The sequence below is a fragment of the Pseudomonas amygdali genome, from assembly GCF_002699855.1.
Classification (GTDB): domain Bacteria; phylum Pseudomonadota; class Gammaproteobacteria; order Pseudomonadales; family Pseudomonadaceae; genus Aquipseudomonas; species Aquipseudomonas amygdali.
The window spans coordinates 12,419-30,823 of sequence record NZ_LKBW01000292.1; the positions used below are offsets into that span (position 1 = coordinate 12,419).

The window sequence follows — 18,405 nt, forward strand, 5'->3', positions numbered from 1 at the left end:
GCAGGCAGCTCGCAGTCGCCGCTCCGGTGCGGAGCGTGCTGTGCGGACGCGGCGCATTCTAGCATGAAGCCTCGGCGCTGCCAGTGATCAACCTGTATGTCTGTTCAGGTTCTCTCGCAGGAGCCTTTGACGTCCTTTCGATATATTGTCGACAATCCTTTGTTTTGCTTTGACTGATTTGCGGTTTATGGCTAGATTTGCGTCTTAAAAGGCTAAAGGTGTCGACAATGCTGGGTGCGGTCGAGAAGGCAGTAGCAATCGTTGATGAGTCGGAAACCCTCTCCGAGAACGTTTTCCGACGCATTCAATCCGCTATTGTGAAAGGCGAGATCGCCCCCGGTAGCAAGATCTCCGAACCGGAGCTGGCGCGCACCTACGGCATCAGTCGCGGGCCGTTACGTGAAGCCATTCACCGGCTCGAAGGGCAGCGACTGGTGGTGCGCGTGCCGCACGTCGGCGCCCGGGTCGTCGCGCTCAGCCATGCCGAGCTGATCGAGCTTTATGAGATCCGTGAGTCTCTGGAAGGGATGGCCTGCCGCCTCGCCGCCGAGCGCATGACCCAGGCCGAGATCGATGAATTGCGCGGCGTCCTTGACACCCATGAGCGCGATGCTGCGTTTCAGGCGGGCATCGGCTATTACCAGCAGGAGGGTGATTTCGATTTCCATTACCGGATCATCCAGGGCAGCGGCAATCGTACCCTCAGCCAGATGCTGTGTGGCGAGCTGTACCAACTGGTGCGCATGTACCGCATCCAGTATTCCACAACGCCCAACCGGCCTCGCCAGGCCTTTGCCGAACACCACCGCATTCTTGATGCCATCGCTGATCGCGACGGTGAGCTGGCTGAATTGTTGATGCGCCGCCATATCGGTGCATCCAGACGCAACATCGAGCGCCACTTCCAGGCGGCTCCCGACCGAGGTGAACAATGAGTCACAACAACAGTACTCCCGGCCAGCGTTTCCGCGATGCGGTCGCCAGTGAACAGCCGTTGCAAGTGGTCGGCGCAATCAATGCCAATCACGCGCTGCTCGCAAAACGTGCCGGGTTCAAGGCTATCTACCTTTCTGGCGGCGGCGTTGCAGCAGGTTCACTGGGTATTCCGGACCTGGGCATTACCGGTCTTGAAGACGTGTTGATTGATGTGCGCCGCATCACCGATGTCTGCGACCTGCCGCTGCTGGTGGATGTCGACACCGGTTTCGGTTCTTCGGCGTTCAATGTGGCGCGAACCGTGCGCTCGATGATCAAGGCCGGGGCTGCTGCGATTCACATTGAGGATCAGGTGGGTGCCAAGCGCTGCGGGCATCGCCCGAACAAGGAAATTGTTTCGCAGCAGGAAATGGTCGACCGGATCAAAGCCGCCGTGGATGCACGCACTGACGACAGTTTCGTGATCATGGCGCGCACCGATGCACTGGCGGTCGAGGGGCTGGAGTCGGCACTTGAGCGTGCTGCGGCCTGTATCGAAGCGGGCGCGGACATGGTGTTTCCTGAGGCAATCACCGAACTGGCGATGTACAAGCAATTTGCCAACCGTGCAGGCGTGCCGATCCTGGCCAATATCACTGAATTTGGCGCTACGCCCTTGTTTACCGTCGATGAGTTGCGTGCGGCCGACGTGTCGCTGGTCCTTTACCCGCTTTCTGCCTTTCGTGCCATGAACAAGGCTGCGGAAAATGTTTATGGCGCAATCCGTCGCGATGGCAGCCAGAAGAACGTGGTCGACAGCATGCAGACGCGCATGGAGTTGTACGACGCCATCGACTACCACACATTCGAGCAAAAACTGGACGCGCTGTTTGCGCAGAAGAAAGGGTAAAAGCACATCTGACTATCGTTCCCACGCTTCAGCGCTCTGCGCTATAAAAAAGTATTGGGGAGCCCCTAATCAGGGCTTCAGGCTTCTGCCCGAAGGCCGTGGGAGCGAACTTGTTCGCGAATACGGTGTTTCAGGCTATGCATTTTTGGCGATCATACCTGCCCTTTCGCGAACAAGTTCGCTCCCACGGCCTTCGGGCAGAATCAAAAGCGGATTTGTGTACAACGATGAGCACTCCGGCGTTGGCACGATAGCCAGAGTCAGTCCAACATCAAAAAAACAAAATTGGAGAAAACCATGGCTGAAGCAAAAGTATTGAGTGGTGCCGGACTACGCGGGCAGGTGGCCGGGCAGACGGCGCTGTCCACGGTGGGCATGGCCGGTGCCGGGCTGACCTATCGCGGCTATGATGTGCGCGATCTGGCCGCCGAAGCTCGCTTTGAAGAAGTTGCCTATCTGCTGCTGTACGGCGAACTGCCTGATAAAGCCGAATTGTCTGCCTATATGGACAAACTCAAGGGCCTGCGCGATCTGCCGCAGGCCTTAAAGGAAGTGCTGGAACGCATACCCGCCGACACTCACCCGATGGATGTCATGCGTACGGGTGCCTCCATGCTCGGCACCCTGAAGCCGGAGCGCAGCTTCGATCAGCAGCGCGACTCAACCGACCGTCTGCTCGCAGCGTTCCCGGCGATCATGTGCTACTGGTATCGCTTCAGTCATGACGGCAAGCGTATCGACTGCACCTCCGCAGAAGACTCCATCGGCGGGCATTTTCTGCACCTGTTGCTCGACAAGGCGCCCAGCGAACTGCACCGCAAGGTCATGGACGTCTCGCTGATTCTGTACGCCGAGCACGAATTCAATGCCTCGACCTTCACCGCCCGCGTCTGCGCGTCGACGCTGTCGGACCTGTATTCCTGCGTCACGGCAGCCATCGGCACATTGCGCGGCCCGCTGCACGGTGGTGCCAACGAGGCCGCGATGGAAATGATTCAGAGCTTCGCCTCGGCTGAAGAGGCCACCAAAGGCACGCTGGGCATGCTGGAACGCAAGGAAAAGATCATGGGCTTTGGCCATGCGATCTACAAGGAGTCCGACCCGCGCAACGAGGTGATCAAGGGCTGGTCGAAGAAACTCGCTGACGAAGTGGGCGATACGGTGCTGTTCCCGGTTTCCGAGGCCATCGACAAGGTCATGTGGGAGCAGAAGAAACTGTTCCCCAACGCCGACTTCTACCATGCCTCGGCGTACCACTTCATGGGAATCCCGACCAAGCTGTTCACACCGATCTTCGTCTGCTCGCGCCTGACCGGCTGGGCCGCCCACGTTTTCGAACAGCGCGCCAACAATCGCATCATCCGTCCGAGCGCCGAGTACACCGGTGTCGAACAGCGCAGCTTCGTGCCCATCGAACAGCGCTGAAAAGGGGGCAGGGGAACCGCTGACGAGTTCCCCACCCGCATTCCGAACATTCCGTGATCGAGTCCCGCAATGAACAGTGAATTCCGCAAAACGCTTCCTGGCACCCGACTGGACTATTTCGATGCGCGCGCAGCGGTCGAGGCGCTCAAGCCCGGCGCTTATGCCACGCTGCCCTATACCTCGCGCGTGCTGGCCGAGAACCTGGTGCGCCGCTGTGATCCTGCGGCCTTGAGTGCTTCTTTGACCCAACTCATCGAGCGCAAGCGTGATCTGGACTTTCCGTGGTTCCCTGCGCGGGTGGTCTGCCACGACATTCTGGGGCAGACCGCACTGGTCGATCTTGCCGGCCTGCGCGATGCAGTTGCCTCGCAGGGCGGTGATCCTGCGCAGGTAAACCCGGTGGTGCCGGTGCAGCTTATTGTCGACCATTCGCTGGCAGTGGAATCCGACGGTAATGACCCGCAGGCGTTCGCAAAGAACCGCGCCATCGAAGACCGTCGCAACGAAGACCGCTTTCACTTCATTGACTGGACCAAACAGGCGTTCAAGAACGTCGAAGTGATCCCGCCGGGCAACGGCATCATGCACCAGATCAACCTGGAGAAAATGTCGCCGGTGGTGCAGGTGCTCGACGGCGTAGCCTTTCCCGACACGCTGGTGGGGACAGACAGCCACACGCCACATGTCGACGCGCTGGGCGTGATTGCCATCGGCGTTGGCGGCCTCGAGGCCGAAAACGTCATGCTGGGGCGCGCCTCGTGGATGCGCCTGCCGGACATCATCGGTGTCGAACTGACTGGACGCCGTCAGCCGGGTATTACCGCCACCGATGTGGTGCTGGCTCTGACCGAATACCTGCGTCAGCAGAAGGTGGTTGGCGCGTATCTGGAGTTCTATGGCGCGGGTGCGTCGAGCCTGACCCTCGGTGACCGGGCGACGATTTCCAACATGGCACCGGAATACGGCGCGACAGCGGCAATGTTTTCCATTGATTCGCAAACCATCGATTATCTGCGCCTGACAGGGCGTGAGGACGAACAGGTCAAGCTCGTCGAGTTGTATGCCCGGCACACCGGCTTGTGGTCGGACAGCCTGAAGGAGGTCGAGTACGAGCGCGTGCTGAGCTTCGACCTGTCCAGCGTGGTGCGCAACATGGCCGGGCCGTCCAACCCCCATGCGCGGGTCGCCACCGCGGATCTGGCAGCCAGAGGTATTGCCGGGCAGTGGGAAGACGTGCCGGGGCAGATGCCCGACGGCGCGGTGATCATCGCGGCGATCACCAGTTGCACCAACACCAGCAACCCGCGCAACGTCATTGCCGCCGGTCTGCTGGCACGCAACGCCAACCGCCTGGGGCTGCTGCGCAAGCCGTGGGTGAAATCATCGCTGGCACCCGGCTCGAAAACCGTGGCGCTATACCTGGACGCAGCAGGGCTGACCTCGGAGCTGGAGCAACTGGGTTTCGGCGTCGTGGCCTTTGCCTGCACCACCTGCAATGGCATGTCCGGCGCGCTCGATCCGTTGATCCAGCAGGAAATCATCAACCGCGACCTGTACGCCACGGCGGTCTTGTCCGGTAACCGTAATTTCGACGGGCGTATTCACCCCTATGCCAAGCAGGCCTTTCTGGCCTCGCCGCCCCTGGTGGTGGCGTATGCCATTGCCGGGACCATCCGCTTCGATATAGAAAACGATGTGCTGGGCGTCGCCGAGGGCCGGGAAATCCGTCTCAAGGACATCTGGCCGAGCGATGAAGAGATTGATGCGGTCGTGCAGGCGTCGGTCAAGCCCGAGCAGTTCCGTCAGGTCTATATCCCGATGTTTGCCATCGAAGAACACAGCGGGCCGAAGGTCGAGCCGCTGTACGACTGGCGTCCTATGAGCACCTACATCCGTCGCCCGCCCTACTGGGAAGGCGCATTGGCCGGAGAACGTACGCTCAAGGGCATGCGGGCTCTCGCCGTGCTGCCGGACAACATCACCACCGATCACCTGTCGCCGTCCAACGCGATCATGCTCGACAGTGCGGCGGGCGAGTACCTGGCGAAAATGGGACTGCCGGAAGAAGACTTCAACTCCTATGCGACCCATCGGGGCGACCACCTGACCGCCCAGCGCGCAACCTTTGCCAACCCGCAACTGGTCAATGAGATGGCGGTGGTCGACGGCAAAGTCAGGAAAGGCTCGCTGACCCGGATCGAACCCGAAGGCGTGGTCACGCGCATGTGGGAAGCCATCGAAACCTACATGGCGCGCAAGCAGCCGTTGATCATTATTGCCGGTGCCGACTATGGGCAGGGCTCGTCCCGTGACTGGGCGGCCAAAGGCGTCAGGCTGGCGGGCGTCGAAGCGATTGCTGCAGAAGGTTTCGAGCGTATTCACCGCACCAACCTGGTCGGCATGGGCGTGCTGCCGCTGGAGTTCAAGCCCGGCACCAGCCGTCTGACTCTGGGTATCGATGGCAGCGAAACCTTCGATGTGATCGGCCAGCGCACACCGCGCGCGACCTTGGCGCTGGTGATTCAGCGCCGTAACGGCGAACGCGTCGAGGTGCCGGTGACATGCCGTCTGGACACCGCTGAAGAGCTTTCTATTTATGAGGCGGGCGGCGTGTTGCAGCGTTTTGCTCAGGATTTTCTGGAGGCTACTGCATCGTAGCTACGCTGGAGCGTGAAGAACGATAAGCGTGCGCAAGAGCACTATCGTGCCCATGCTCCGCGTGGGCATGCAGTTCTGGACGCTCTGCGTCCGATTTTGAGCGCGCAGCGCAGGACAACGAATTCATGGCTCATTCACCCCAGATCCGCATCCCCGCCACCTACATGCGTGGTGGCACCAGCAAGGGTGTGTTTTTCAGGCTGACGGACCTGCCCGAAGCTGCACAGATTCCGGGATCGGCGCGGGATGCGTTGCTGCTGCGAGTCATCGGCAGCCCAGACCCCTATGAAAAGCAGATCGACGGCATGGGCGGGGCGACGTCGAGTACCAGCAAAACGGTCATTGTGTCGCGTAGTACCAAGGCCGATCACGATGTCGATTACCTGTTCGGTCAGGTGTCCATCGACAAGCCTTTCATCGACTGGAGCGGCAACTGCGGCAACCTGTCGGCGGCCGTCGGCTCGTTTGCTATCGCCAGTGGTCTGCTCGATGCTGGTCGTGTGCCGCAAGACGGCGTCGTCATCGTGCGTATCTGGCAGGCCAATATCGGCAAGACCATCATCGCCCATGTGCCCGTCAGCAACGGTGAGGTACAGGAAACCGGCGATTTCGAACTGGACGGCGTGACCTTTCCGGCCGCGGAGGTGGCGCTGGAGTTTCTTGATCCGGCAGCGGACGAAGAGGGCGCAGGCGGCTCGATGTTTCCCACCGGCAACCTGGTAGACGACCTTGAAGTGCCCGGCATCGGCACCTTGAAAGCAACCATGATCAACGCCGGTATCCCCACAATTTTCGTCAACGCCGCCGACATAGGCTACAGCGGTACCGAGTTGCAGGGCGATATCAATGGTGATCCGCAGGCGCTCGCCCGTTTGGAAACCATTCGCGCCCACGGTGCCGTGCGCATGGGCCTGATTCGTAGCATTGCTGAAGCCGCGACGCGCCAGCACACACCCAAGGTGGCTTTTGTAGCAGCGCCTGCCGATTACCTGTCATCGAGTGGCAAACCTGTTGCGGCAAAGGATATCGATCTGCTGGTGCGTGCCGTATCGATGGGCAAGTTGCATCACGCGATGATGGGCACCGCTGCCGTTGCCATCGGCACTGCCGCCGCCATTCCGGGCACGCTGGTCAGTCTGGCAGCTGGCGGACAGGCGCGCAGTGCGGTGCGCTTCGGCCATCCCTCCGGCACACTGCGGGTCGGCGCGCAGGCTGTTCAGGAGGGCGGTGACTGGAAAGTCACCAAAGCCCTCATGAGCCGCAGCGCCAGAGTGCTGATGGAAGGCTGGGTGCGAGTGCCACAGTAAAACGACTGAAACAGTCAGCTGAAAAAATCAGCTGACGTGGCTACCTTCAACGGTTATTTGAAGCGCCGCTCTACACCTTTTTCGACCAGCACCTTGGCAGAGATTTCTTCAACCGAAAAGTGCGTGGAGTTGATGTTGGGAATGTTCTCGCGGCGGAACAGGCTCTCTACCTCGCGCACTTCGAATTCACACTGCGCGTAACTGGAATAGCGGCTGTTTGGCTTGCGCTCGTGACGGATCGCGGTGAGACGGTCAGGGTCAATGGTCAGGCCGAACAGCTTTTCGCGATGCTGCTTGAGCGCCGCAGGCAGTTGCAGCTTCTCCATGTCATCCTCGGTCAGCGGATAGTTGGCGGCCCGGATACCGAATTGCATGGCCATGTACAGGCAGGTCGGGGTTTTGCCGCAGCGCGACACGCCAACCAGGATGATGTCGGCCTTGTCGTAATAATGCGTCCGCGCGCCGTCGTCGTTGTCCAGCGCGAAGTTGACTGCCTCGATGCGCTCCATGTAATTGGAGTTATGCCCGATGGAGTGCGATTTGCCCACCGAATAGGAAGAGTGTGAACTAAGCTCCTGCTCCAGCTCCAGCGGGGCGAGGAAGGTCGAAAAGATGTCGATCATGAAGCCATTGGACGTCGCAAGAATCTCGCGGATGTCCTGATTGACGATCGTGTCGAAGATGATCGGGCGCACATCGTCCTTGTCGGCGGCATTATTGATTTGTTGTACCATCGCCCGCGCTTTCTCGACGCTGTCGATATAGGGCCTGGTGAACTTGTTGAATGTAATGTTTTCAAATTGTGCCAAAAGGCTTTGGCCCAGGGTTTCGGCGGTGATTCCGGTGCCGTCCGAGATGAAGAAAGCAGATCGTTTCATTTTTGACCCAGGCCTTAAGCAGTTGACGAATTCTGGCTATCATAGGCGTGCCTGCCGGCTCTGAGGGCCTGCAGGTGCATCTTTTTTGAAGGCACGGTTTCAAGGCATGGGCCTGCGCCCGGCCAGACACGCCCGAGGTCACATAACGGTGGCTCGGGTGAATGAGCTTTTCCCAACAACAAACACAGTTAGTGGAGAGATCACCTTGGTAGAGTACGTAGTTTCCCTCGATAAGCTCGGCGTCCATGATGTAGAGCACGTGGGGGGCAAAAACTCGTCCCTCGGCGAGATGATCAGCAACCTCGCAGGTGCTGGCGTCTCAGTGCCCGGCGGCTTCGCGACTACGGCCCAGGCTTACCGTGATTTTCTTGAGCTGAGCGGTCTGAACGATCAGATCCATGCTGCGCTGGACGCGCTCGATGTCGATGACGTCAACGCCCTGGCCCGCACCGGTGCGCAGATTCGCCAGTGGATCATGGAAGCCGAGTTTCCCGAGACGCTCAACGCCCAGATTCGTACTGCATTTGCCGAGCTGTCAGCCGGCAATCCGAACCTGGCGGTGGCCGTGCGCTCTTCCGCGACCGCTGAAGACCTGCCAGATGCCTCGTTCGCAGGCCAGCAGGAGACTTTCCTGAACATTCGCAGTGTCGAGAACGTTATCCGCGCTGCCAAGGAAGTCTTCGCTTCGCTGTTCAATGACCGTGCCATTTCCTATCGCGTGCACCAGGGCTTCGACCACAAGCTGGTCGCGCTGTCGGCGGGTGTGCAGCGTATGGTGCGTTCCGAAACCGGAACGGCGGGCGTCATGTTTACCCTCGACACCGAATCCGGTTTCCGCGATGTGGTGTTCATTACCGGTGCCTACGGCCTGGGCGAGACGGCTGTGCAGGGCGCGGTCAACCCGGACGAGTTCTACGTGCATAAAGACACGCTGGCTGCTGGCCGTCCGGCGATTCTGCGGCGCAATCTGGGTAGCAAGGCTATCAAGATGATTTACGGCGAAGAAGCCAAGGCCGGTCGTTCGGTCAAGGTGATCGACGTAGAGCCTGCTGATCGTGCGCGCTTCTGCCTGACCGATGCCGAAGTCTCGGAACTGGCCAAGCAGGCAATGATCATCGAGAAACACTACAAGTGCCCGATGGATATCGAATGGGCCAAGGACGGTGACGACGGCAAGCTGTACATCGTGCAGGCGCGTCCGGAAACCGTGAAAAGCCGCGCTTCGGCCAACGTCATGGAACGCTACCTGCTCAAGGAGACCGGCAAGGTGCTGGTCGAAGGTCGTGCCATCGGCCAGCGCATCGGCGCAGGCAAGGTGCGGATCATCAAGGACGTGTCCGAGATGGACAAGGTCCAGCCTGGTGACGTGCTGGTGTCCGACATGACCGACCCGGACTGGGAACCGGTCATGAAGCGCGCCAGCGCAATTGTCACCAACCGTGGCGGTCGTACCTGCCACGCCGCGATCATCGCGCGCGAGCTGGGCATTCCGGCAGTGGTCGGTTGTGGCAACGCCACTCAGACGCTGCAGGATGGCCAGGGCGTAACGGTCTCCTGCGCAGAGGGCGACACCGGTTACATCTTTGAAGGGGAGCTGGGTTTCGACATCAAGACCAACTCGGTCGATGCGATGCCCGAGTTGCCGTTCAAGATCATGATGAACGTCGGCAACCCGGATCGTGCGTTTGATTTCGCCCAGTTACCCAACGCCGGTGTTGGTCTTGCGCGTCTGGAGTTCATCATCAACCGCATGATCGGCGTGCATCCCAAGGCGCTGTTCAACTATTCGCTGCTGCCACCGGAAATCAAGGAAAGCGTCGACAAGCGCATCGCCGGTTACCATGACCCGGTCGGTTTCTACGTCGACAAGCTGGTCGAGGGTATCAGCACCTTGGCCGCCGCATTCACGCCGAAAAAGGTCATCGTGCGCCTCTCGGACTTCAAGTCCAACGAGTACGCCAACCTGATCGGCGGCAAGCTATACGAGCCTGAAGAAGAAAACCCGATGCTGGGCTTTCGAGGTGCGTCGCGCTATATCAGCGAGAACTTCCGCGACTGTTTCGAGCTGGAGTGCCGTGCGCTCAAGCGCGTGCGCGAAGAGATGGGCCTGACCAACGTCGAGATCATGGTGCCATTCGTCCGGACGCTGGGTGAAGCGAGTCAAGTCATCGACCTGCTGGCGGCCAATGGCCTGAAACGTGGCGAAAATGGCCTGCGCATCATCATGATGTGCGAGTTGCCGTCCAATGCGATTCTGGCCGAAGAGTTCCTCGAGTATTTCGATGGTTTCTCCATCGGCTCCAACGACCTGACCCAGCTGACACTTGGCCTTGATCGCGACTCCGGCGTGATTGCTCACCTGTTCGACGAGCGTAACCCGGCGGTCAAGAAGCTGCTGTCCAATGCCATTCAGGCGTGCAACAAGGCGGGCAAGTACATCGGCATCTGCGGACAGGGTCCTTCCGATCATCCGGATCTGGCGCGCTGGCTGATGGATCAAGGGATCGAGAGCGTATCGCTCAACCCTGATTCGGTGCTGGAAACCTGGTTCTTCCTCGCCGAGGCGCAGGCACCTGTCTGAGGCGACACGGCCTTCGTGTGACGCGAGGGTGGCCTGAACCGTCATTTGGTTCAGGTGTTTGAAAAAGGCGGTTTCTTCGGAAGCCGCCTTTTTTATGGCGTGCCGCGATAGCCCCGGAGCGCGTTGTTTCATACCGTCTGTCAAGCCAGATAAAGAGTGATATGCAAAGCAGTAGCCAGCTTTTTCCCGTTGCCTTGATCAGCGCCGAGCGTCGCGGCGACCTTGTCGAGGACGTCTACCGTCTCAAGCCAGCCAACAGCCCCGACCCCAGCGTCGAGCTGGTGGTGACCCGACTGGGGCTGGTCGATCAGCCCGACGTGCGCGGCATCCCGGTGATTCTGCTGCATGGCAGTTTTTCCAACCGGCGCTTCTGGTATTCGCCCAAAGGTATCGGTCTGGGGCCGTATCTGGCGCGTGCCGGTTATGACGTATGGATCCCGGAAATGCGCGGGCACGGCTTGTCTGCACGCAACCAGAACTACCGCGCCAATTGTGTGGCTGACTATGCCCGTTTCGACGTGCCCGCCATTGCCGCTTTTGTCTGTGAGCAAAGTGGTCAGATACCGCACTGGATGGGGCACTCGCTGGGCGGCACAACCCTGGCGGCGGCCTTGGGCGGCCAGTACCTGGGGCCGCACACTGCAGCGTCGGTGGCGCTATTCGGCAGTCAGGTCAGCCGCACGTACTGGCCGCTGAAAATTCCGCCGCTGCAATGGTCCGCGCGGCTGTTGCTCAGGTCCTTCGAACATGTTTCAGGGCCGCGTTTCAAGCGTGGGCCGGAAGACGAGCCAATAGGGCTGGTGCTGGAAAGCCTGCGCTGGCACGGGCTGTTCGGGCGTTTTGGCGAGCGCGACAACAACTGGTGGGCGGGGCTGAAGGAGGTTCAGGTGCCGGTGCTGGCCGTTGCTGCGGCTGGCGATCATCAGGACCCGGTGTGGGCCTGTCGCACGCTGTTTGATCAGATCGGCGCAGCGCAGCACAAACAGTTTCTTTGCCTGGGGCGCGAGCACGGTTTTGACGAAGACTTCGACCACGTGCGCATGCTGGTCAGCAAGGCCGCGCAGCAACAGGTCTGGCCGCGGGTCATCGAGTGGCTGAACGGGCAGTCTGTTCCTGAACAGGTTGTAGAGTTTCAGGCGGCGGTGGGCAGTTAGCGGTTAAAGTCGCTATGGTTAGCGTCAGCCGGTCGCGTCTGATTCATCAGGCCGATCCGTACCATTCGCGAGACAGGAGTTGACCTTATGCACTACATCACCCCCGATCTGTGTGACGCCTATCCGGACCTGATTCAGGTCGTGGAGCCGATGTTCAGCAATTTTGGCGGTCGCGATTCGTTTGGCGGCCAGATCGTCACCGTTAAATGTTTCGAAGACAACTCGCTGGTCAAGGAGCAGGTCGAGCTCGACGGCAAGGGCAAGGTGTTGGTGGTCGACGGTGGTGGGTCGCTGCGTTGTGCCTTGCTCGGTGACATGCTGGCAGAGAAAGCGGCCAGAAGCGGCTGGGAAGGCATGTTGATTTACGGTTGCATCCGCGATGTTGACGTCATCGCGCAGACCGACCTGGGTGTTCAGGCGTTGGCCAGCCATCCGAAAAAAACCGAGAAACGCGGAATCGGTGACCTGAATGTGTTGGTCACCTTCGGTGGCGTGACCTTCCGCCCGGGAGAGTATCTGTATGCCGACAACAATGGCGTCATCATTTCCCCTTCACCCCTGACCATGCCGGAATAAGCGAAATATCCATGTTCGATGAAGCAAACGCGCAGTGGGGGCTGGTTCATGCCCTTGTGTTGGACGGTAAGGGCGGGGCGCGTTTCATCGCTCGAACCGAGTTGCAGGACCTTGAGCTGCAGCCGCAGGAAAGTCTGTGGCTGCATTGGGACCGCAGTCATCCGCAGACCCATACGTGGCTGCGTACCGGTAGTGGTCTGAGCGAATTTGCCTGCGACCTGTTGCTTGAAGAGAACACCCGGCCGCGCCTGCTGCCGTTGCCGGAGCAAGAGTTGCTGCTGTTTCTGCGCGGGGTGAACCTCAACCCCGGTGCCGAACCGGAAGACATGGTCTCGGTGCGCATTTTTGCTGCTGCTCAGCGGGTGATCTCGCTGCGCCTGCGTCCTCTGCGGGCCACTGAGGAACTGATCGAGATGCTGGGGCAGGGTAAAGGCCCCACCAGTGCCTCGGAGCTGATCCTGTACCTGGCGCAATACCTGACCGACAAGGTTCAGGATCTGGTCGGCGAACTCACCGAATCGGTCGATGAAGAGGAAGAAAAGACCGACGCCGACGAACGGTACAGTCCCGAGCACGGCAAGCTGCTGCATATTCGTCGACGCGCAGCCGGTCTGCGCCGGTTTCTCGGGCCGCAGCGCGATATTTATGGCCAGCTCTCGCGGATCAAACTGTCGTGGTTCGCCCATGACGACGCCGATTACTGGAATGAGCTGAACAACAGCCTGACGCGTTATCTGGAAGAGCTCGAGCTGACCCGCGAGCGGGTAGGGCTGCTGCTGGAGTCCGAAGACAGGCGTTTGCGCGAGCACATGAACCGCACCATGTACCGTTTCGGGATCATTACCGGTATCTTCCTGCCCATGAGTTTTCTTACCGGTTTGCTGGGTATCAATGTCGGCGGCATACCCGGTTCTGACAGTTCATACGGCTTTCTGGTGGCGTGCTCGCTGATTGTCGCGCTGGCCGTCGGGCAGTGGTGGCTATTCAAGCGATTGCGCTGGGTATAGGCGTGGGCTTGTCCGGGTTTTTGATGGGCGTGTGTGACTTGTTGTTTTCGCGTCGCGTCTTTGACTGACATTACGTGAGGTGCCTGATGCACGATCCGTTTGAAGAATCTTTACGCGACATGCTCAATTCTTCATCCTCCAGCCGGGATGATGACGCATGTCTGGGACGCGTCCTGAAAACCGCCAATCGCCAGGTCGGTGCCGGTGTGTTGTTCGGGTTGCTGGGCCGTTGGTCAGAGGCACTGATGATCGCCGTGAACAACGGCTCTGCCCACGTCTCTCCTGTTTCTCGCCGCACCATTCCGGGTGCCCGTTCTATCGATAAGGCTGATTGAGCATGGAATTGAATCTCTGGACCCAGAGCCTTCTTGCTGCAATGACTGCATTGTGGACCAAAGTCGCAAATTTCATCCCTAACCTGTTCGGCGCGCTTGTTGTGGTGCTGCTGGGTTTTGTCGTGGCCAAACTGCTTGACGCGCTGCTTTCCAAACTGCTGGCCAAACTGGGCCTGGATCGTCTGGTCGGCGGTACAGGTCTGACCAAGATCATCGGCCGCGCCGGCGTCAAGGTGCCGATCTCAACGCTGATCGGCAAGATCGTGTATTGGTTTGTGTTACTGATTTTCCTCGTCTCGGCTGCTGAATCGCTGGGGCTGCAGCGGGTTTCAGCTACGCTGGACATGTTGGCGCTGTATCTGCCCAAGGTATTTGGTGCGGCGCTGGTCTTGCTGGTCGGCGTGCTGCTGGCGCAACTGGTCAATGGGCTGGTACGCGGCGCAGCCGAAGGCGTAGGTATCGACTACTCCGCCGGCCTGGGACGAATTGCTCAAGGCCTGGTCATCATCATCAGTATTTCGGTTGCGATCAGCCAGCTTGAGGTGAAGACCGACCTGCTGAACCACGTTATTGTGATTGCCTTGATTACCGTTGGTCTGACAGTGGCGCTTGCCCTGGGCCTCGGCAGTCGGGAGATTGCAGGGCAGATCATCGCCGGAATTTATGTTCGTGAGCTGTTTCAGGTGGGCCAGCAGGTGCGGGTGGGCGATACGGAAGGTCAGATCGAGGAAATCGGTACGGTCAAGACAACGTTGCTGACAGACGAGGGGGAGCTGGTGTCGTTTTCCAACCGCATCCTTCTCGAGCAGAGAGTAAGCAGCCGTTAAGCGGCTAACCTGCTAATGTATGCTGCCAGGTTGCCGATACAGGCCGTGGCGGACATTGACCTGACTGTCGGCAAGATTTGTTTTGAATAAACCTCAACCGTTTTCGACGCGCTACGATCCCCGCGAGCTCTCTGATGAGGAGCTGGTCGCGCGCGCCCATGTTGAGCTGTTCAATGTGACGCGGGCTTATGAAGAATTGATGCGTCGTTACCAGAGAACACTTTTTAACGTCTGCGCACGTTATTTAGGGAACGATCGCGATGCTGACGATGTCTGTCAGGAGGTGATGCTTAAGGTGTTGTATGGGTTGAAAAATTTTGAAGGTAAATCTAAATTTAAGACCTGGCTTTACAGCATCACCTACAATGAATGCATCACGCAGTACAGAAAGGAACGGCGTAAGCGTCGCTTGATGGACGCTTTGAGTCTGGATCCACTTGAGGAAGCGTCGGAAGAAAAGACGCCCAAACCTGAAGAGCGGGGCGGACTTGATCGCTGGCTTGTGTATGTGAACCCGATCGATCGGGAGATTCTGGTCCTGCGTTTTGTTGCAGAACTTGAATTTCAGGAGATTGCTGACATCATGCACATGGGCTTGAGCGCAACGAAAATGCGTTACAAGCGGGCTTTAGATAAATTACGAGAGAAATTTGCGGGAATCGCCGAAACTTAATACGGTGCAAATATCTCTAACAAACTGGCAAGGTCTGGTAGACTTGCCGCTGAGTTGTCCCCCTGTGTGGGACTGCTTAATAATCATCAGATGGGGATTTAACGGATGAAACTGAAAAACACCTTGGGCTTGGCCATTGGTACTATTGTTGCCGCAACTTCGTTCGGCGCTCTGGCTCAAGGCCAAGGCGCGGTCGAAATCGAAGGCTTCGCCAAGAAAGAATACTACGACAGCGATCGTAACTTCAAAAACGACGGCAACCTGTTCGGCGGCTCCGTTGGCTACTTCCTGACTGACGATGTTGAACTGCGTCTGGGCTACGACGAAGTCCACAACGTCCGTAGCGACAGTGGCAAGAACATCAAGGGCGCCAACACCGCTCTGGACGCTCTGTACCACTTCAACAACCCAGGCGACATGCTGCGTCCTTACCTGTCTGCCGGTTTCTCTGACCAAAGCATCGGTCAAGACGCTCGCAACGGCCGTGACGGTTCTACCTTCGCCAACATCGGCGGCGGCGCCAAGCTGTACTTCACTGACAACTTCTATGCCCGTGCAGGCGTTGAAGCTCAGTACAACATCGACCAAGGCAACACCGAGTGGGCGCCTAGCGTCGGTATCGGCGTAAACTTCGGCGGCGGCAGCAAGAAAGTCGAAGCAGCACCAGCTCCAGTAGCTGAAGTGTGCTCCGACAGCGACAACGACGGCGTGTGCGACAACGTCGACAAGTGCCCGGACACCCCAGCCAACGTTACCGTTGACGCTGATGGCTGCCCAGCAGTTGCCGAAGTCGTTCGTGTTGAGCTGGACGTGAAGTTCGATTTCGACAAATCCGTAGTCAAGCCTAACAGCTACGGCGACATCAAGAACCTCGCTGACTTCATGCAGCAGTACCCACAGACCACCACCACTGTTGAAGGTCACACTGACTCCGTCGGTCCTGACGCTTACAACCAAAAACTGTCCGAGCGTCGTGCAAACGCCGTTAAACAGGTTCTGGTTAACCAGTACGGTGTTGGCGCTAGCCGCGTAAACTCGGTTGGTTACGGCGAATCCCGCCCAGTTGCTGACAACGCAACTGAAGCTGGCCGCGCAGTTAACCGTCGCGTAGAAGCAGAAGTAGAAGCTCAAGCTAAGTAATTAGCCGCTTGTACTGAAAAGCCCGGCTCAGGCCGGGCTTTTCTTTGCCTGCGATTTGCGCAGGCAGACGCTACTCAGGAGGCACGGTCAGCCAGCACTCAGCTGTGCGTGATCAATCAGCGTTTCATTCAGCAGCTCATTGCTGCACGCAGCAACCGCGCCGATCACCAGAATGGCAGGGCTCTTCAGCTCGAAAGCGCTGGCGTCGCGCTGCATTGCGTTCAACGTGCTGCGGCACTCGCGCTGCCAGGGCAGCGAAGCATTCTCGATCATCGCCACCGGCATTTCGCCACTCATTCCGCCAGCCTGCAGGCTCTCGCGAATTTCCGCCAGCTTTGCCACGCCCATGTAAACCACCAGAGTAGTTCCGCCTTGTGCAAGGGCCTGCCAGTTGAGGCTGCTGTCGTCCTGGGTATGGGCAGTGACCAATGTCACGCCACGGCTTATGCCGCGCAGGGTCAGCGAAATGCCGCATTGTGTTGCGCCGGCGAGCCCCGCCGTGATCCCGTTGACCAGTTCCACCGCGACGCCGCGCTCCTGCAACCACTGCGCCTCTTCACCGCCACTGCCAAAGATGCACGGATCGCCGCCCTTGAGGCGCACAACGCATTTGCCCTGACGTACATAGCGCAGCATCAGGCGATGGATGAACGCTTGTGGCGTTGAACGGCAACCGCCGCGTTTGCCGACCGCGATCACTCGCGCATTCGGGCAGTGCTCAAGCACTGCGGTATTGACCAGATCATCTATCAGCACCACGTCGGCTTCGTGCAAGGCACGCACTGCCATGAGGGTCAGTAGTTCCGGGTCACCGGGACCGGCGCCCACCAGCCATACTTTTGCGCTCATGCTGCACTCCTCATTGGGTAACAGCCATGGTGTTGATCAGTCTTTTTATTTCAGGCACGCAGGAACCGCATTGGGTCCCGCAACCCAGTTGTGTCTTGAGTTGATTCAGGTCCAGGCCGCGCTCGATACCTTCCTTTACTGCGCTCTGGCTGACGTTCATGCAGTTGCACAAGGTCTTGTCGAAGGCCTGCGTCGAGTCTTTGCCAGGCTCGCTACTGAGCGGGGCCAGCAGCCAGCGCCGCAGCGAAGCATCAAAGCGTTCTTCCAGCCATAGCGCCTGGAGCCAGTGTCGGGCAAGCGTTTCACCGGCCAGGCGGATGGCAGTAATTCGGTCGTTGTCGATACGCACCCGCTTGCCAATTGAGCGCTTGGGGTCGTCATAAGCCATGACTGGCCCTTCATCGAGGCCGAGTACCTGGTCAATGTGCTGCAGCAGCATCGGATCAGGCGCTTCGGCGCTGGCGGCGCGTATGATCAATGCAGGACGTTCGCGTCCGGTAAGGCCCATGCTCAGGTAGGTAAACACGTCGCACAGGGGACGCAGCCTTTCCATTTGCTGCTGCACATTGCCTTCAATAAGCGCGAAAAACTGCCAGGGCAGATGAGCTTTTTCGATTTTGACCCCGGAATGCTTGAGTTCCGGTTGTTTCGAGATCGGGTCGAAGGCTGGCTGAGTCAGAGCGTTTACGCCGCCCTTGAGAAACCGGTCGCCCCAGTGCATCGGCAAGAAGGCCTGACCGCAGGCAACACTGTCATCGCCGCCGACGGGCAACAACAGCTCGCCGAGTCGGCTGATCAGCTTGACCAGATCGCCAGGTTGCAGGTCATAACGTTGCATGTCTTGAGGGTTGAGGCTCAACAGCGCTTCGCTGACATGCCCGAACAGCCGCGCAGCGGTGCCGGTGCGGCTCATGCCATGCCATTGATCGCGCAGCCTGCCGGTGTTGAGTGTCAGCGGGTAGTCAGCATCGCGCAGCTCTTTGGCGGCGATGTAAGGCTCGGATAAAAACTGCGCACGGCCCGAGTCAGTGGGGAAAATACCATCGGTATACAGGCGTGGCGTGCCCACGCTGGCATGGTATGACCCCCGAAGGTTGGACGCAACCTTTGGAGGCGTCATGGGTAAATATACAGTGCAGGCAAAACTCGCAGCCGTGAAAGAATATTGTG

General features: G+C 59.0%; 16 protein-coding genes. 13 read left to right on the forward strand and 3 right to left on the reverse strand.

All coding sequences use genetic code 11. The features are described from left to right. Nucleotides 1-227: 227 nt before the first annotated feature. The 5 genes from AO277_RS22405 (at nucleotide 228) to prpF (ending at nucleotide 7,215) form a co-directional block, all read left to right on the forward strand. On the forward strand, nucleotides 228-935 hold the full coding sequence (locus tag AO277_RS22405) for a GntR family transcriptional regulator (RefSeq protein WP_002553031.1): 708 nt from the start codon (nucleotides 228-230) through the stop codon (nucleotides 933-935). Then, nucleotides 932-1,825, forward strand: a complete 894-nt coding sequence (gene prpB, locus AO277_RS22410) for a methylisocitrate lyase (RefSeq protein WP_002553032.1) — start codon at nucleotides 932-934, stop codon at nucleotides 1,823-1,825. Before AO277_RS22405 ends, prpB begins: the two co-directional genes overlap by 4 nt. A 297-nt stretch (nucleotides 1,826-2,122) precedes the next feature. Next, nucleotides 2,123-3,250, forward strand: coding sequence for a bifunctional 2-methylcitrate synthase/citrate synthase (gene prpC, locus AO277_RS22415; RefSeq protein WP_044318814.1), 1,128 nt, complete (start codon nucleotides 2,123-2,125; stop codon nucleotides 3,248-3,250). Between the two features lie 69 nt (nucleotides 3,251-3,319). Continuing rightward, a complete protein-coding gene (gene acnD / locus AO277_RS22420) occupies nucleotides 3,320-5,908 on the forward strand; it encodes a Fe/S-dependent 2-methylisocitrate dehydratase AcnD (RefSeq protein ID WP_044318813.1) in 2,589 nt (862 codons plus the stop codon). A 125-nt stretch (nucleotides 5,909-6,033) separates the two neighbouring features. Continuing rightward, nucleotides 6,034-7,215 (forward strand): 2-methylaconitate cis-trans isomerase PrpF, encoded by a 1,182-nt coding sequence (gene prpF / locus AO277_RS22425; RefSeq protein WP_044318812.1) that lies wholly within the window; start codon nucleotides 6,034-6,036, stop codon nucleotides 7,213-7,215. A gap of 53 nt (nucleotides 7,216-7,268) precedes the next feature. Here prpF and ppsR read toward each other — a convergent pair whose 3' ends face one another. After that, complete coding sequence (gene ppsR, locus AO277_RS22430) at nucleotides 7,269-8,093, reverse strand: posphoenolpyruvate synthetase regulatory kinase/phosphorylase PpsR (protein ID WP_044318811.1); 825 nt, start codon at nucleotides 8,091-8,093, stop codon at nucleotides 7,269-7,271. Nucleotides 8,094-8,298: 205 nt separating this feature from the next. Between ppsR and ppsA the strand changes: the two genes are divergently transcribed. From ppsA to AO277_RS22475, 8 genes are all read left to right on the forward strand, one after another. After that, entirely contained in the window at nucleotides 8,299-10,674 is a 2,376-nt protein-coding gene (ppsA, locus tag AO277_RS22440) for a phosphoenolpyruvate synthase (RefSeq protein ID WP_044318810.1), read from the forward strand. A 161-nt stretch (nucleotides 10,675-10,835) separates the two neighbouring features. Beyond that, nucleotides 10,836-11,828 (forward strand): alpha/beta fold hydrolase, encoded by a 993-nt coding sequence (locus AO277_RS22445; RefSeq protein ID WP_002553038.1) that lies wholly within the window; start codon nucleotides 10,836-10,838, stop codon nucleotides 11,826-11,828. An 87-nt stretch (nucleotides 11,829-11,915) separates the two neighbouring features. Continuing rightward, nucleotides 11,916-12,404, forward strand: coding sequence for a ribonuclease E activity regulator RraA (rraA, locus tag AO277_RS22450; RefSeq protein WP_004659258.1), 489 nt, complete (start codon nucleotides 11,916-11,918; stop codon nucleotides 12,402-12,404). An 11-nt stretch (nucleotides 12,405-12,415) separates the two neighbouring features. Then, nucleotides 12,416-13,411: a divalent cation transporter CmaX gene (gene cmaX / locus AO277_RS22455; RefSeq protein WP_002553040.1), complete on the forward strand. Its 996-nt coding sequence runs from the start codon at nucleotides 12,416-12,418 to the stop codon at nucleotides 13,409-13,411. A gap of 86 nt (nucleotides 13,412-13,497) precedes the next feature. Further along, entirely contained in the window at nucleotides 13,498-13,746 is a 249-nt protein-coding gene (locus AO277_RS22460) for a hypothetical protein (protein ID WP_002553041.1), read from the forward strand. Between the two features lie 2 nt (nucleotides 13,747-13,748). Then, nucleotides 13,749-14,573 (forward strand): mechanosensitive ion channel family protein, encoded by an 825-nt coding sequence (locus AO277_RS22465; RefSeq protein WP_002553042.1) that lies wholly within the window; start codon nucleotides 13,749-13,751, stop codon nucleotides 14,571-14,573. 82 nt (nucleotides 14,574-14,655) lie between these two features. Next, entirely contained in the window at nucleotides 14,656-15,246 is a 591-nt protein-coding gene (gene sigX / locus AO277_RS22470; RefSeq protein ID WP_002553043.1) for an RNA polymerase sigma factor SigX, read from the forward strand. A 105-nt stretch (nucleotides 15,247-15,351) separates the two neighbouring features. Then, nucleotides 15,352-16,386 carry an OmpA family protein gene (locus AO277_RS22475; protein WP_002553044.1) on the forward strand — a complete coding sequence of 345 codons (1,035 nt, stop codon included), beginning with the start codon at nucleotides 15,352-15,354 and terminating at the stop codon, nucleotides 16,384-16,386. Between the two features lie 87 nt (nucleotides 16,387-16,473). On the opposite strand, the gene cobA is transcribed toward AO277_RS22475, so the two are convergent. Beyond that, nucleotides 16,474-17,235 carry a uroporphyrinogen-III C-methyltransferase gene (gene cobA, locus AO277_RS22480; protein ID WP_044318809.1) on the reverse strand — a complete coding sequence of 254 codons (762 nt, stop codon included), beginning with the start codon at nucleotides 17,233-17,235 and terminating at the stop codon, nucleotides 16,474-16,476. Nucleotides 17,236-17,245: 10 nt separating this feature from the next. Then, the coding region (locus AO277_RS22485; protein WP_257214246.1) for a molybdopterin dinucleotide binding domain-containing protein at nucleotides 17,246-18,405 on the reverse strand (1,160 nt) is incomplete at its 5' end.